The sequence below is a fragment of the Aquirufa novilacunae genome (assembly GCF_045310505.1).
GTDB lineage: Bacteria > Bacteroidota > Bacteroidia > Cytophagales > Spirosomataceae > Aquirufa > Aquirufa novilacunae.
Genome location: NZ_JBEWZG010000001.1, coordinates 409471 through 425100, shown reverse-complemented (window position 1 = coordinate 425100; position 15630 = coordinate 409471). Strand labels below are relative to the sequence as shown.

The 15630-nt window shown below is 40.0% G+C and carries 16 protein-coding genes; 3 read left to right on the top strand and 13 right to left on the bottom strand.

Going from position 1 to position 15630, the window contains the following annotated elements; translation table 11 throughout:
* The gene (locus V7S74_RS01940) at positions 1–717 is read left to right on the top strand and encodes an SDR family NAD(P)-dependent oxidoreductase (RefSeq protein WP_406777086.1); all 717 of its coding nucleotides are present in this window, start codon (positions 1–3) and stop codon (positions 715–717) included.
* Here the strand turns inward: V7S74_RS01940 and V7S74_RS01935 are convergent.
* The 10 genes from V7S74_RS01935 to fucP all read right to left on the bottom strand — a co-directional run bounded on the left by V7S74_RS01935 (position 714) and on the right by fucP (position 10165).
* Positions 714–1772 (bottom strand): dipeptidase, encoded by a 1059-nt coding sequence (locus V7S74_RS01935; RefSeq protein WP_406777085.1) that lies wholly within the window; start codon positions 1770–1772, stop codon positions 714–716. The two genes, V7S74_RS01940 and V7S74_RS01935, sit on opposite strands and share 4 nt — an antisense overlap.
* A complete protein-coding gene (locus tag V7S74_RS01930) occupies positions 1763–2827 on the bottom strand; it encodes a D-TA family PLP-dependent enzyme (RefSeq protein ID WP_406777084.1) in 1065 nt (354 codons plus the stop codon). Before V7S74_RS01930 ends, V7S74_RS01935 begins: the two co-directional genes overlap by 10 nt.
* Positions 2824–3606, bottom strand: a complete 783-nt coding sequence (locus tag V7S74_RS01925) for an SDR family oxidoreductase (protein WP_406777083.1) — start codon at positions 3604–3606, stop codon at positions 2824–2826. The genes V7S74_RS01930 and V7S74_RS01925 overlap by 4 nt, the downstream gene beginning before the upstream one ends.
* Entirely contained in the window at positions 3603–4436 is an 834-nt protein-coding gene (locus V7S74_RS01920) for an amidohydrolase family protein (protein WP_406777082.1), read from the bottom strand. The genes V7S74_RS01925 and V7S74_RS01920 overlap by 4 nt, the downstream gene beginning before the upstream one ends.
* Complete coding sequence (locus tag V7S74_RS01915; RefSeq protein ID WP_406777081.1) at positions 4433–5272, bottom strand: fumarylacetoacetate hydrolase family protein; 840 nt, start codon at positions 5270–5272, stop codon at positions 4433–4435. Before V7S74_RS01915 ends, V7S74_RS01920 begins: the two co-directional genes overlap by 4 nt.
* A gap of 1 nt (position 5273) precedes the next feature.
* Positions 5274–5948, bottom strand: coding sequence for an SGNH/GDSL hydrolase family protein (locus V7S74_RS01910; RefSeq protein WP_406777080.1), 675 nt, complete (start codon positions 5946–5948; stop codon positions 5274–5276).
* Between the two features lie 4 nt (positions 5949–5952).
* Entirely contained in the window at positions 5953–6693 is a 741-nt protein-coding gene (locus V7S74_RS01905; RefSeq protein WP_406777079.1) for an SDR family NAD(P)-dependent oxidoreductase, read from the bottom strand.
* Positions 6694–6858: 165 nt separating this feature from the next.
* Complete coding sequence (locus V7S74_RS01900; RefSeq protein ID WP_406777078.1) at positions 6859–8508, bottom strand: UxaA family hydrolase; 1650 nt, start codon at positions 8506–8508, stop codon at positions 6859–6861.
* Positions 8505–8840, bottom strand: a complete 336-nt coding sequence (locus V7S74_RS01895) for an L-rhamnose mutarotase (RefSeq protein ID WP_406777077.1) — start codon at positions 8838–8840, stop codon at positions 8505–8507. The genes V7S74_RS01900 and V7S74_RS01895 overlap by 4 nt, the downstream gene beginning before the upstream one ends.
* Positions 8840–10165 (bottom strand): L-fucose:H+ symporter permease, encoded by a 1326-nt coding sequence (gene fucP, locus V7S74_RS01890; RefSeq protein WP_406777076.1) that lies wholly within the window; start codon positions 10163–10165, stop codon positions 8840–8842. Before fucP ends, V7S74_RS01895 begins: the two co-directional genes overlap by 1 nt.
* 82 nt (positions 10166–10247) lie before the next feature.
* Here fucP and V7S74_RS01885 point away from each other — a divergent pair, with 82 nt between their 5' ends.
* Entirely contained in the window at positions 10248–12662 is a 2415-nt protein-coding gene (locus V7S74_RS01885) for a M14 family zinc carboxypeptidase (protein WP_406777075.1), read from the top strand.
* Positions 12662–14041: an alpha-L-fucosidase gene (locus V7S74_RS01880; RefSeq protein WP_406777074.1), complete on the top strand. Its 1380-nt coding sequence runs from the start codon at positions 12662–12664 to the stop codon at positions 14039–14041. The genes V7S74_RS01885 and V7S74_RS01880 overlap by 1 nt, the downstream gene beginning before the upstream one ends.
* Here V7S74_RS01880 and V7S74_RS01875 read toward each other — a convergent pair.
* The 3 genes from V7S74_RS01875 to dapA are packed head-to-tail and all read right to left on the bottom strand — an operon-like array spanning position 14007 to position 15627.
* The gene (locus tag V7S74_RS01875) at positions 14007–14447 is read right to left on the bottom strand and encodes a heavy metal-binding domain-containing protein (RefSeq protein WP_406777073.1); all 441 of its coding nucleotides are present in this window, start codon (positions 14445–14447) and stop codon (positions 14007–14009) included. The genes V7S74_RS01880 and V7S74_RS01875 overlap by 35 nt on opposite strands.
* On the bottom strand, positions 14428–14730 hold the full coding sequence (locus V7S74_RS01870) for a Dabb family protein (protein ID WP_406777072.1): 303 nt from the start codon (positions 14728–14730) through the stop codon (positions 14428–14430). The genes V7S74_RS01875 and V7S74_RS01870 overlap by 20 nt, the downstream gene beginning before the upstream one ends.
* Positions 14731–14733: 3 nt before the next feature.
* Complete coding sequence (dapA, locus tag V7S74_RS01865; RefSeq protein ID WP_406777071.1) at positions 14734–15627, bottom strand: 4-hydroxy-tetrahydrodipicolinate synthase; 894 nt, start codon at positions 15625–15627, stop codon at positions 14734–14736.
* Between the last annotated feature and the right edge of the window lie 3 nt (positions 15628–15630).

The window sequence follows — 15630 nt, the reverse complement described above, 5'->3', positions numbered from 1 at the left end:
ATGAAAAAGTATATCGTTACTGGTGCGGGACAAGGTATTGGACATCAGATTGCGCAGCAATTGATGGCTGAAGGACATGTCGTACTTGTAAATGATATCGATGCTACCTTATTAAAAGGTAGCTATGTAAGGGCTGGAGATGTTAGTTCTCCAGCCTTTATTCAAGAGCTAGTAGCTTATGCAGAGACGCTTCCTGGCGATTTAGCTGGTTGTGTGTGTAATGCCGGGGTAACGACATTTGGGAGTTTTTGGGATTACAGCCCAGATTCAATGAAATCATTACTTGATTTAAACATTCAGGGTACTTTCTTCTTAATTCAGGCGGTGGCTAAGTCTATTCGTAAATCTGGAAAGGCGGGGTCGATTGTGGTGACTTCCTCTGTGACGGGACACCAAGCACATCCGGATTTAGCGGCCTATGGCATGACGAAAGCTGCTTTGAATCAATTAGTGCAGAATTTAGTGATCGACCTATCTCCTGTTCAGATTCGCATTAACGCGGTTTCTCCAGGTGCTACGATGACGGAGCGGACAGAGAAAGATGCAAATTATTTGAAAGAATGGAGTCGATTGACGCCTCTAGGCAAACCGGCAGACGTCCAAGATATCGCAGAAGCGGTATGTTTCTTTTTAAGTGATAAGGCCAAACACATTACAGGTCAGACATTAATCGTCGATGGTGGCTGGACGAGTGTCAGCCCCGCTCCTCAGTCTTAGGCCCAAGTTTTTTCTAGGAAATTAAGCCAGTTTTGATGGCAGAATTTGACGATGTCTTTGTTTGAGAATCCTCTTTTTACTAGTAGATCGGGCAGTTTTTGAAGATCAGCGATGGTTTCAATATCTGCAGGACATTGTTCTCGACCAAATCCTCCATCTAAATCCGTTCCTAATCCCACTTGGTTCGTATTTCCAGCCAAACTGCAAACGTGGACCAAATGATCGATGAGTGTATCCATTGTCACATTTTTATTTTGTGGAGTGGATTCCCCTCTCACCCATCCCGGTACCATCATCCAAGCATCCATGGGCATTCCGATGACAGCACCTCGGCTAAGGATCTCCTTTAATTGTTCATCGGAAAATTGACGGTTATGATCCACTAAGGCACGGCAATTCTGATGACTCGCCCAAACTGGCCCCTGGTGATTTTCCATCGCCTCCCAGAAACTATCATCACATAAATGTGTCGCATCTAAAATGATATTCAATTCCATCATTTTACGCAACAAATCTTTGCCAGCAATTCCCATTCCTCCGGTGGCATTAGTTCCTTGCGCATAACGTCCTGGTCCATAATGAGCTGGTCCTAATGCACGCAATCCATAGGCATATGCTATTTCTAGGTATTCTAATGAAATGATAGAATCCGCTCCCTCTAGGCTTAAAATATAGCCGATGGCTTGCTTGGATGCCTCCCATTGGATGAGGTGATCCTTTAATTCAGATAGATTTCGGATAGGCCGTAAATCACCGGAACGCTCTAAGGCCTTGTAATAGGCTAATTGGCCTTGAGTCTGTGCCCATGCTTGCTCTGGACTATTCCAACCCGGCAAACTAGAACCTGGAGCTACATAACGGGCAATTTGAGTTGCTACTACTAACCCGATGTTTCCTTTGCGTAATTCGTCTAGACTGACTGTGGCATTCCCTCGATCTGGTTTATCGGTTAATCCTTTTTCTCGCTCATTGATTTCTAAAATGCTTGAACGCAAATCTCGATTCCATTCGAGCGCGTTCATACTTAGATCTAAATGAGCGTCGATTAATAACATAGTCGTCTGTTTCTAGCTTTTACTTCCCAAAGACCTCCATCCATTACCTGTAGATGCGAGTGTAAATTTACTGTTGGGCAAATGTGATAGGGAACCATGGTGACGATTTCACCAATCTGATAGGCTGAACTATTTCCCACCTCTACAATACCATGCTCCTCACTTTGTGATTTCAAGATCCACTCAGGTCTGTCAATGAATCTCACTCGGTTATCGATTGGATTTTCTGCCGCCACTGATTTATGTCCTAAATCAAGGCAAATGGTCGTTTCTGTGGGTTTTGAAATGATTCTGGAAATGATTTCTACTCCAAATTCAAAAGTGTTTTCCGGAAATAGGGCTGCATATCCCGCGTCAAAAAACACAAAGGTTCCCGGGCTGCAAGTAAACAATGGATTCTTATGGTGTACTAAAAAACTAGGAGTTCCAGATACCACTAGTTCTAAATCTTTTGTGTCTAATTGATCTATTAATTGATAGAATGAGACAAAATCGGAGTTAACGTGGTTTTCACGATCTTGATACTCTTTATCACGGATATGTCCATCGTAGGCATGTAAACCTCTTAAGCTTATATGAGGTAATTTATGTAGTTGTTGAATTAAATCGAAAGCCTTTTCCGGACGAATACCGGTTCGATTCATCCCCATATTTAAATCGATATAGACTCCTGTATTATTTCCTTCAAATGCCTCATTCAAAGCTTCAGCAGCCTGTATATCATCAATAATGGAGGAGAATTGAGTGGATGGATATGCCTCCTTTAATTGCAGAAAGCGGGAAATATTGGGCCCAATTAATTGCATTGATAGTAATACATCTGGTGCATTAGATAGGGCTAAAAGTTCTGCCTCTGCTATAGTGGCGCATTTGAATTTAGTGATTCCTGCTTCTAAAAGTAGTTCGTTTACCTCCTTTGTTTTGTGCGTTTTGATGTGTGGACGTAATCGAAATGGGTTTCCATCTACCATCTCAATGGCTTTGGCGATATTTCGTTTCACTCGATCCGGATAAACGAGCAGGCCTGGGCTCTCAAAAACGTCTAAATTGATCATAAAACGGCACGGTCTAAATGAACATACCCTCCATCCACGTGGATAATTTGTCCGGTGGTATGACTAGATTTGGGTGATAGTAGAAACGTAACCATATCCCCTATCTCCTCTTTTGTAGTCATACGTTTGCCTAAGGGAATGTTATTGATTATGCTAGTTAATTTCTCCGACGGATTATCCAATGTTTGAATCCATTTCTCGTACATCGGAGTAAAGCATTCCGCTACGATAACGGAATTAACACGTATACCAAAATTTCTCAATTCTAATGCCCATTCTCTTGTAAGCGCATTTCTGCCCCCATTGGATGCGGCATAGCCGGAGGTGTTTCCTTGACCGGTTTCAGCGGTTTTAGATCCAATGTTTACGATCGCTCCTTTGCTCTTTTTTAAATAAGGCAAACAAGCCTGAGCCATTAAATAATAGTGTGTCAGATTCGCGTTGATGGATTGAATGAATTTCTCATAATTGCCTGATTCTAAGCCCACTCCATCATTAAGGCCCGCATTATTCACTAGACCATCAATTTTACCAAACATGGTAGCAATCTTTTCTACCACCTTTGCACATTCTGATGGATTACTCAGATCAGCCACAAATGAAAAAGCTTGTCCGCCAGTTGCCTGTATCTTTTCGATGCACAACTGATTGTCCGCTTCATTTCTTCCCACAATAGCCACCATCGCAGATTCTAGGGCTAATGACTCAGAAATTCCTTGTCCAATGCCTTTAGCGCCTCCGGTTACTACAATGACTTTTTCTCTTAATCCTAGATTCATAGTGTTTCTAATTGATAAAATTCGATGGCGTTGCCTTCGTAAATTTTTGCTTGTTCAGTGTCACTTAAACCACCTAATTGCTTTTTGAATGTACTCACCCAGCGTTCCAAGGTTGAATTTAATAAAACAACAGGATAATCACTCCCGATCAGTAATCTAGATGGGCCAAAAACGTCCAATGACACCTCAATAATCTCATTTACCTGATCTGTAGTCCAGTTTTGATCGCTAGCCTCAGTAACTATTCCCGATATTTTGGCAGAAACGTGATCTAAATCTTTAAATCCAGAAATGTGGCTTTTCCAGGCAGAGATATCACCAGATTTAAGGGGAGCTTTCGCTAAATGATCTAAAACGATACGTTGATCATTGCAGGTTTGGCAAAAGGAAATAGCCGATTCGATCTGATGAGGATAGATTAATAAATCATAGCTCAAATCAAAACTAGCAAGTGCTTTGACCCCTTTGATGAATTCCTTTCTAGCTAGAAATGCGGGATCTTTTTCTCCTTGAACGATGTGCCGAAAGCCTTTTATTGCTTCGAATTGGGAGAAATAAGCTAAGCGATCTTCAATGTTTGAACTTTGGAGATCTACCCATCCTACTACGCCTTGAATGAATTCATTTTGTTCAGCTAAGGCTAAAAGAAATAAGGTTTCTTCCTCAGATGAGTCTGCTTGAACGGCTACGCAACCTGTAAATCCATTCTCTCTAAAGAGACCTTCGCTGTAGGATGGATAATAATCTTTTCTGAGAACGGACATTTCAGGAGTAATCCAGGTGTCTCGTTCTTCGTTATAATTCCAAAAATGTTGATGCGAATCAATCATCCCTGATAGGCTACAGCAGTTTGTTTTTGTTCTCCTAAACCTTCCATTCCTAAGGTTACCACGTCTCCAGCTTGTAGATAGATCGGTGGATTAAACCCTAATCCTACTCCGTGTGGTGTCCCAGTACTGATGACATCACCCGGTAAAAGTGTCATAAATTGAGAGATATATGAAACGACCTGAGGAACATTAAAGATCAATTGGTTCGTATTACTTGTTTGAAAACGCTTCCCATTGACGTCTAACCACATAGATAGTTGATGAACATCAGCAATCTCCTCTTTGGTCGCCAAAAATGGCCCTAAAGGCGCGAAAGTATCACATCCTTTGCCTTTTGACCAGTTTCCACCTCTTTCTAATTGGTATTCGCGTTCAGATAAATCGTTGTGTAAACAATATCCAGCCACATAATCATAGGCATCAGTTTCTGAAACATAAGATGCTTTTTTGCCAATAATAATGGCTAATTCCACTTCCCAATCCGTCTTAGTCGAGTTTTTGGGAATGATGATATCATCATTTGGTCCCGATAATGCGGTGGTACTTTTAAAGAAAAGAATAGGTTCAGTCGGGATAGCAGCACCTGTTTCCTTCGCATGATCCGCATAATTCAATCCCACACAGACGATTTTGCTAGGTCTTGCTACGCAGGATCCTACTCTTCCAGAGATTTTAGGGAAATCGGTTGCCTTCAAATTCCTCATGGCAGTTAATCCCCCTCTTTCAAAAAAGGATTCATTGAAATCTGGAAAAATGGAGGATACGTCATAGTATTCTCCATTTTCAAAAATCGCCGGTTTTTCTTGGCCTACAGCTCCTATTCTAGCTAATTTCATTTTATAACTTTTTAATAACGTCCCACATCGTATCAGCTAGGAATTGATTTCCTGCTTCATTCAAATGAACTCGGTCTGTTGTCAAAATGCCAGACGCTTTGTTTTCGATATTATTTTTTGCCTCGTAATCCATGAATGCCTTGCGAAGATCAATTAATTGCACGGAATTATCTTTTGCAATCTTTTTGATGATTTGGCTGTACGCATTTAAGTCACCATCGTTTTCATTCGTGTTGTCGAACTTCTCTCCGATCACGGTAGGTGTGCAGATAACTACTTGAGCGTTAGCTTTTTGAATCTTCTTGATTAAAGCATTGTAGAAGCGCTCAAACTTGTCAGCATCTGTTCCAGTACGGGATGTTGTCTTATGCCAAACATCGTTAATTCCAATGTAGATAATTACTAGATTAGGATTCTTTGCGACTACATCGTCTTCGTGACGTAAGTACAAATCGTATACTTTATTTCCTCCGATTCCGGCTCCAATTAATTCATATTGATTAGATAGACCTTGCGCGGCAATCATCTCGGTCATTTTGGTAATATACCCCGTCTTATTTACCCCAGCTTGCGTGATCGAATCTCCGAAGAAAATAATACGCTTAGGTCCATCCTTCTTAAAGGAGCTTAAAGAGGTTCCCAAAATCAATAAAAGGCAAATCAGTTGTTTTTTCATAGGTTTAGTTGTTTAGATAAATGAATCCACCGTCAATAGGATAATCACAACCTGTGATAAATGCGGCTTCATCGGAACATAAATATAAAGCTAAATGTGCAATTTCTTGTGGTTGGGCCATACGACCTATTGGTTGAGTGGCTGATAATTTGGCAAACATCTCCGCTTGATTGTCTGGGTAGTTTTTCGCGATAAATCCATCCACAAAAGGCGTATGGACTCTTCCAGGTGAAATGCAATTACAACGAATCCCTTGGTTAATATAATCTTTCGCTACAGATTGCGTCATCGATTTTATCGCCCCTTTTGTCATTGAATAGCCAAAACGATCGGGTATTCCCACCGATGCAGCCACCGATGCCATGTTTAAAATCACCCCCGACTTTTGCTGAATCATGCCTGGAATAAAGGCATACATGCAGTGATATGCCCCTTTTACATTCACATCAAAGATGATTTGAAAATCTGAAGGACTCGTTTTCTCCAAATTACCAATTTGTGGAATCCCTGCATTATTCACTAAAATATCAATCGAACCTAATTCAATAGCAATTGCTTGAACTGAATCTATATTCGTAATATCCGCTAAATGTAAGGTAATATCAGCTGGTAATGGCTCAGCAGGAGCTTTCAAATCAATCACATGTACCTCTGCCCCTTGTGCTAAAAAGGTGATCGCAATTGATTTTCCGATGCCAGAGCATCCGCCGGTAATGACGACTTTTTTGTGGGTTAGTTTGAACATAGTTATCAGTCGCTAGTCGTAAGTCACTAGTCTGTTTTTATCTCTACTCTCTACTCTATAATCTCTACTCTATACTCTCTACTCTATAATCTCTACTCTACTTTATTCTTTATTCTTTATTCTTTATTCTTTATTCTTTATTCTTTATTCTTTATTCTTTATTCTTTACAAGGATACCCCTCTTCTCCAGAACATGAAATCATCCTGTCCTAGATCCATGGCTTTGGTATTAATTTCTCCTGAGGCTAATTGAATAATGTATTCCAAAACTTCCTCTCCCATCTGCTCTACCGTTTTCTCACCAGAAATGATAGGTCCACAGTTAATATCAATAATTTCAGGTAGCTTTTCAGCTAGCTTCGTGTTAGTCGATAATTTAACCATAGGGCTGATTGGATTTCCGGTAGGAGTTCCTAAACCAGTCGTAAACAGTTGAATAGTGGCTCCAGCACCCGCCATTCCGGTGGTAGCAAGGACATCATTTCCTGGCGTACAAACTAGGTTTAAGCCCTTTTTAGTCACATACTGCCCATAACCTAACACGTCTTCAATTGGTGAAGATCCGGCCTTCTTTGCGGCTCCTGCTGATTTAATGGCATCTGTGATTAAGCCATCTTTAATATTTCCTGGTGAAGGATTCATATCAAAACCTGCTCCTACCAAGGCAGCTCTGCGTGCATATTCGCGCATCAAGAAACCGAAATTATCCGCGATTTCTTTTGTGACAGCTCTGTTTTGTAATTCTTGCTCTACGCCACAAAGTTCAGGGAATTCAGCAATCATTACCGTGCCTCCTAGACCTACCACTAAATCAGCGGTATGTCCAATGGCTGGATTGGCTGAAATACCTGAGAATCCATCTGAACCGCCACATTTAACACCTACGCGTAAGGCTGATAAAGGAGCTGGTTTACGTGTTTGTTTATTGATTTCAACCAGACCTTTGAATGTTTGAAGGATCACTTCATTCAACATATTTTCAACCCCACTTCCATTATCTTGTTGTTGCTCAAAAATGTAAAGAGGTTTAGAGAAATTCGGATCTTTTTCCTTTAATTTCTCTTTAAATACTTCGATTTGAGAGTGTTGGCATCCAAGGCTTAGCACCGTGATACCTCCCACGTTCGGGTTCAAGCAATAGCCTGCTAATAAAGCACACAAGTTTAGAGAATCATCTTTGTTCTCCCCGCAGCCACTTTCATGTGTTAAGAATTTGATACCATCTACATTAGGGAATTGAGCTGATTTATGAACTAAAACGGATGCCGTTGATTCTGTATCAATTTCAAGTGGTTTTCCTTCGGCTAATTGGGCCCCTAATTGTTGTACTTTCTGAGTGAATGGATCTAGTTTTTGGAAGCCTAATCCATTAAGGAAGGCATTTTTTAATAGTTCAATGTTTCTGTTTTCACAGAATACCAAAGGGATAACTAACCAATAATTTTGTGTCCCTACTTGGCCATCAGCTCTATGGTAGCCATTGAACGTACGGTTTTGGAACTTGGAAACATCAGGTGCTGTCCAATGATAATCCTCTTGCTTACCCTTGAAATCGGTAGCAGCATGATGCAGATTAAACGTATGAATCAATCCGCCTTTTGGGATATCTTGACTTGCGATACCTACTAAAACACCATACATAGTTGCTTTTCCATCCTTAGCAATCGCCTCGGTGGTGAATTTGTGTTTAGCCGCAATATCATCTTGTAAGGTAATTTGATTCCCATGGTGGTTAATCACGGTACCTTTTGGTAGATCTTGTAGGGCTACTAATAAATTGTCTGTAGGGTTGATTTGTAAATACGTTTGACTCATGATGTTAGGCTAAATATGTTTTTGGCAAGAACCCATTTCGCGCCTTCTGGCGTTCCTGGGATTAATTTTTGGTAGTTAGACATTAAAGTTTCCCAGGCCTGCACTGCAGGATTAAGGGTATCCATTTCGCCTTTTTTGGCAAAACTAAATGATTCATCTGCAATGATTTCCATACAAAGGCGATTCTCAAATCGGAATATATGCATCGACTTAATTCCCGAATCAAGGATACTCTTTTCAATTTCAATAGGAATTGACTCGTGGTATTTCTCATATTCCCGAATCAATCCAGGATCATCATGTAAATCAAGAAATAAGATAAATCGTTGCATTAGTCTCTAATTTCATAACCTTTATACGCATAATAAATGATGTAGGTAAAGCACAAAAGAGGTATGCTTAATGCTGCAACTGTGCTTATTTTGAATAGTGAGGCTGTTAATGGTGGAATTAAAGCGCCTCCCACGATCGACATAATGATTAAGGAGGATGCTAATTTTGATCCATCGCCCAAGCCTTTGCAGGACAAGGCAAAAATGGTTGGGAACATAATGGATTGGAAAAAGTATACGGCAATTAAGGCAACTAAAGCGGCTAATCCACCGCCAAACATCGCGATTATAACAGATATCACCGAACCAATGGCATAGGCCCCTAGTACTTTGTTCGAGGCTATTTTACCCATTAAATAGGTTCCAAGAAATCGACCGAGTAGGAATAAGATGAAGGCAAATGACGCATGAAAACTAGCAATCTGCGTTGGACTCATTGACTCGCTAATTTGGTAGATCTTTTCAACTAACCATAGATTGTCATTCTTGGCTAAATCTAATTTCAAGTCTACAAAATTACCCCATAAGGAAACTTGTGCCCCTACGTTTAAAAATTGGGCAATAATACCCAATACTAGATGTTTACGTTTTAATAAGCTGGCTATGGTAATCTTAGAGTTGGATTCTTCTGAAGATTGTAATTCCGGCATTTTGGTAAACACAAATAACAAAGCTACCAAAGCCACCACTAACCCGATGAGCAAATAAGGCATTTGAACGGAAGCGGCTTGACTGACACGAATGGCTTCAGCTTCTGCTGCAGGCATTGCCTGAATCATTTCACGAGAATATTCTTTATCTGAGAAGATGAATAAACCACCAATGATGGGCCCAAGGATGATACTCATTCCATTAAAAGATTGTGCTAAATTTAAACGAAAATCTCCTTTTTCAGGATCTCCAAGAACAGTTACATACAGATTGGCAGCAGTTTCAAGAAAGGCAATACCAGACGCGATTAAGAAAAGTGCTGCTAGGAAAAAACCATAAACACGCACCTCAGCAGCTGGATAAAATAAGAAGGAGCCTGCCGCATACAATACTAATCCCATTAAAATTCCTGCTTTATAGCCCATCTTTTTCATGACATACCCAGCAGGCAAGGCCATGGCAAAATAGCCAAAATAGAAGGCCGTTTCTACGATATTGGCCTGCCAACGTTGTAAATCTAAGGCAGTTTGGAATTGCTTAACTAAGGAGCCATTTAAGCTATTAGCGAGTCCCCAAAGGAAAAATAAACTAGTTACTAAAATTAACGGAATCGTATATGACGTCGATTCTGAATTCTTTAAGCTTGTTTTGTTGTCGTTTAGAGGTAATGCCATGTGTATTTATTTTTTATAAAAGTCAAAAGACTGCTGAATTTACCGCCTTTTATTTAATTTTATTCCTAACCAAATTAACAGCATGAAAAAAATAATTGCCTCCCTCTTATTATTAGTTTCAATTAGTCTTTCAGCTCAAATTAAGACACCTTCTGAATTTCTAGGTTATACGATAGGATCCAAATTTACCTACCACCATCAGATTGTAGCTTATAGCCGATATTTAGCCTCACAAAGTAATGGATTAGCGAAATGGCAAGTATATGGTTATACTAGTGAGGGACGTGAGCAAGGCCAAATGGTCATTGCGAATTTACCTTCAAGTCTTACTTTAGAGCAAGTGCAAATAAATCATCAAAAGCGGATCGCCGGAGAATCGGCTGATCCAACCCTTCCGGTGATTATCAACTTATCGTTTAATGTTCACGGTAACGAAGCCGCGGGAAGCGAGGCGGCATTAAACACCTCATATGCCTTAATTTCAAATCCCAACAAATCAATTTCGTACGTTATTTTAATTGATCCGTGCATTAATCCAGATGGTCGTGATGCCTATGTAACCCAATACAATCGTCGTAATTTTATTGCTGGTGGAAATCCGGATCCTAATGATCAGGAACATTATGAGGGCATTACCTCCGGCCGTTATAATCATTTTTCATTTGATCTAAATCGCGATTGGGTTTGGCAGACACAGAAAGAAACGCAACAGCGTTTGAAGTTCTACCGCTCTTGGATGCCCATGATGCATGCTGATTTTCATGAACAGAGTTTTCAACACTCCTACTACTTTCCGCCTGCAGCGAAGCCTTATTTGAATTTCATCGCTAAATCGACTAAAGATCTTCAGGGAAGTGTAGGTCGATCATTCTCTAAACTTTTTGATGAAAAACAGTGGCCTTATTTTACCTCTGAAGTTTACGATTTACTCTATCCTGGTTATGGTGATACCTATCCTGTATTAAATGGGGCTTTAGGTATGACATTAGAACAAGGAGGTATTAGAGGGGGATTAATTTCTGCCAAAAGTGACGGCGACACAATTTCTCTCGTAGACCGCGTAAAACATCATTCCGCTTTGGCTTTAAACTTAGTTGAATGGTCCCTATCGAATGCTGGTGCGTTGAAAGCTTCTTTTTATGGCGTACACGATAAGTCAAGAACGAATCCGACGAATCAATTTGCCTATTATTTTGTACCTGAAAAGGAAATGGAGAAAGCACAAGAATTCATGCAATTATTAGATAAAAATAATATCACTTACAATGAAGATATGAGTTTGTCTAAAACAATTCAGGCTTATGATTATTCATCCATGAAACAAGTGACTTTAGCCGTTGAATCAAGGGGATTACTCATTCCGGCAAAACAGACATCTGCTCCTTTGGTTCAAGCACTATTGGATCCTACAATCGCTTTAGAAGATTCGCTAACTTATGATATTACCGCTTGGAATTTATTCCAATTGAATGGACTGAAAGCATATGGTATTAATGAAAATGTCTTTAATGAGATTAAAGTTGATTCTGAAATAATATCTTTTACTGATACAACTAATCATTTAGTTTACTTACACAGACCATCTAATTTTAAATATACACAGACCGTTATAAACGAAGCGGTGAAAGCGGGTGCATTGGTATCCTTTTCAGATGTGCAGACAGGTGATTTAGCTATCTCGTTTTCTAAAGAGAATAACGCTAATCGATTATCCTTTTTACGAAAAACTGGTGGAGGTTATCAGTCATTAGATTCCTATCGTTCTAATACGAGTTATGACCTTGGTTCCACCCACTATAAATCTGTATTCGTACCTAAAATAGCTGTAGTAGTAGACCCTGCAAACGATGTGAACCAACAAGGGGAATTGGCCTATTTTCTAACTCAGAAATATGGTTTAAAGCCATCCTTTATTCCATCTACGCAATTGTTCCGCTCTAATTTATTCAATTACACGCACATCATTATTCCAGATGGTAAGCATTCCCCGCTATCTAATACGAATTCAATTCTTTTACAAGATTGGGTGAAAAAAGGGGGTAAATTGATTTTGTTTGAAGGGGCGCGGAAGATTTTAGAGGATAAAGATTTAGTGGTAAAAGAGGATACTTCGCGTCATACTTCTACTTATGCGATGCGCGAGAGGGCTGAATTGTCTAATACAACATCGGGTAATTTATTGCAAGTGGAAGTGGAAAAGACGCATCCTTTGGCCTTTAGAATTAATGAATCATCGATGTATATTCTAAATCAAGTAAGTGATTTTGTGAAGCTTCCTAAAGATTTTACTCCGGTGCTTAAAACTGGTTCAAAGCCGAATATAATAGGTTTTGTGGGAGCTAATAAGAAATCTCAATTAACTAATTCACTCCTTTTAGGGGTGAAAGAAGTGGATAAAGGAAAAATCATCTGGTTCGGATTTAACCCTTTATTCCGTGCGATTCCGAATCAGGGTCAAACTATTTTTGAAAACTGCTTTTTATATTCTGAATTCTAATGAAGAAAGTTCTCTTATTCCTATCCCTCTTAAGTATGTCGGTTTATGCTCAACAATTTAAGCCGGTCTACCCTATTCCTTCCGCTAAGCAATTAGCTTGGTCTGAATTAGAATATTATGGATTCATACATTTCAATATGAATACCTTTACTAATGTAGAGTGGGGTGAAGGAAAAGAGAGTCCCTCGTCCTTTAATCCGACGGCATTGGATTGTAATCAGTGGGCAAGGATTGCGAATATGGCGGGAATGAAGGGATTAATTTTGACTGCAAAGCACCATGATGGTTTTGCCTTATATCCTTCTAAATACACGTCTCATTCGGTGGCGAAGTCACCTTGGAAAAATGGGAAAGGCGATGTGGTAAAAGAATTGTCATTAGCTTGTAAGAAATACGGTTTGAAGCTAGGCATCTATTTATCCCCTTGGGATCGTTTCCATCCTGCCTATGGAACGGACGAGTATAATCAGGTGTATGCCAAAATGCAGGAGGAATTACTCACTCAATACGGCCCTATTTTCGAGTTTTGGTATGATGGAGCCAATGGAGAAGGTCCTAACGGGAAAAAACAAGTGTACGATTGGCCACTTTTTCATTCCATGGTCAATAAGTACCAGCCAAATGCAGTTCAATTTTCGGATGCTGGGCCAGACATTCGTTGGGTAGGTAACGAACGTGGTTTTGCCTATGATACGATGTGGAGTCCTATCTTGCGGGATAAGATTTATCCAGGTTGTCCAGACTTCGATAATTATAGAAATGGCCAAGAAAATGGGACGCATTGGGTTTCACCAGAAGTAGATGTGTCGATTCGTCCCGGTTGGTATTACCACCCGGATCAAGACAATAAAGTGAAGACTCCTGATTCCTTATTGAAAATCTATGCTGCCTCTGTAGGGCGTAATGCGAATCTTTTATTAAATATCCCGGTAGATACACGTGGATTGATTCATGAAAATGATTCAGCCTCATTGATGGGCTTTGCTCAATTACGTGCGAAGTCTTTAGTGAATCTGTTGAAAGGAAAGACAGGTCCCTTGTTTGATGGAAATAAATCCACCTATTGGATGGCCACTGAAAAGAATAATCAAATCAACGTAACCTTGAAAACGGCTGAAAAGATCAATACATTGATGCTTCAAGAACCTATTGCTTTAGGACAACGTGTTCGTTCTTTTGAAGTAGAATTAGAAGATGAAGCTGGAAATAAGGAGGTCATTAAAGCAGGAACCATTGGCCATAAACGAATGATTACCTTCAAAGAGCGGAAACTAAAAAGCTTCCAAATTAGATTTACCGGTTCCAGAGGACCCGTGTTAATTTCTAATTTAGAAGCCTATCGGTTTATTTCAACACGTAACGAACCGCTTTTCCAGTAAAGGTAAAGCCACTCGCGGTTTGTGTGCTATAAACAGAATATTTGACGTCAATAAGTGCGGTAGCACCTAATTCTTTGGCCTTTTCTACCATTTGACGTAAGATTTCCTGTTTTTTGTCTTGGTGATTGCCGCGGTAAAGCATCTTTCCGTTTTGGGTTTGCTTATCCTCTAAAGGAACCTCGCCAGACATTTTGATCGTCTCGATGTCCTCATAGCTTTGCTTCGGGTGTTCATTAAAATACAATACATCGATATCATATTTTACTGGAACCTCGAAACCTAAGCCATCGTGACGCTCTACGCCCCCATTTTTGAAATCATTCGAATAATAGGTAGTCGGCTGTACGTGTTTCGAACAACTGACCGCTCCTACTACAAGAAGAAGCTTATATGCTTTCTGAATCATAGATCAATACTTTATCCCAAAGGTGGGCACAGTTTTTAATGAATTCTAAGTGGATGGGTGCAGTTTGGTAATAATCATGCCCTTTCTCCTCCTCAAACGTAGTCAATAAACAGTAGTCATACGAACGATCGATAACGGGACGATCCGTTTTAGCAGGTTTACCTACGCTAAATACATCCACTGTCTCCACGTCCGCTAAGGACTGAACACCTGCCTCGAATAAGGCGATATCTTCTTGACTTAAACCTTTTTTTAACCAAAAATTAACAACGTGTACAAACATAGTTTATTTATTTAATCCTTCTTGTGAACTGATTTGAGCTAATTTATTTCCTAATTCTTTCGATGCACTAGCTAATGGCATACGCACTTGCCCCCCAAACAAGCCCTGGTTCTCTAATAATTTCTTCACCCCTACTGGATTGCCTTCTTCATATAAGAATGGGTCAATCGTCAAGAATTTTCCTAATTCCTTCGATGCTGATTTAAAGTCACCCGCTAAAGCGTGGTGGATCATCGTTGTAAATTGCTGAGGGAAGGCATTGGCAATCACTGACATCACCCCTACGCCACCGATTGAAATAATGGGCACCGCTTGTACATCATCACCAGAGATTAATAAAAAGTCTTCTGGCTTGTGGTAAACGATCTCCATACATTGTTCGATGATGCAAGACGCCTCTTTAATACCAATGATATTTTTGTGTTCCGCTAATTTTAAAACCGTCTCAGCGGACATATTAATCCCCGTTCTTCCCGGAATATTGTACATAATCACCGGAACTGGGCACGCATCTGCAATGGCTTCGTAATGAGCAATCACTCCCCTAGCACTTGGTTTATTATAATAAGGGCAAACGGATAAAATCGCATCAATCCCTTCAAACGAAGTGTTTTTAATTTGAGCTAGTAATGATTCTGTATTGTTTCCACCTAAACCGTAAACGATCGGGAGATTCTTTAAATTCGCTTCTTGGATGGTTAAAACGATTTGTTTCTTTTCATCTGAAGTGGTGGTGGCAGATTCTCCAGTAGTTCCTTGAACGACTAAATAATCCACTCCTCCTGTGGTCACGTGTTGAATTAATTTCTTTAGACCTTCCCAATTGATTGAACGATCTTCGTTCATCGGTGTAACTAAAGCTGGCGCAACGCCGTGAAATTTAGGTAATGATTGCATAAT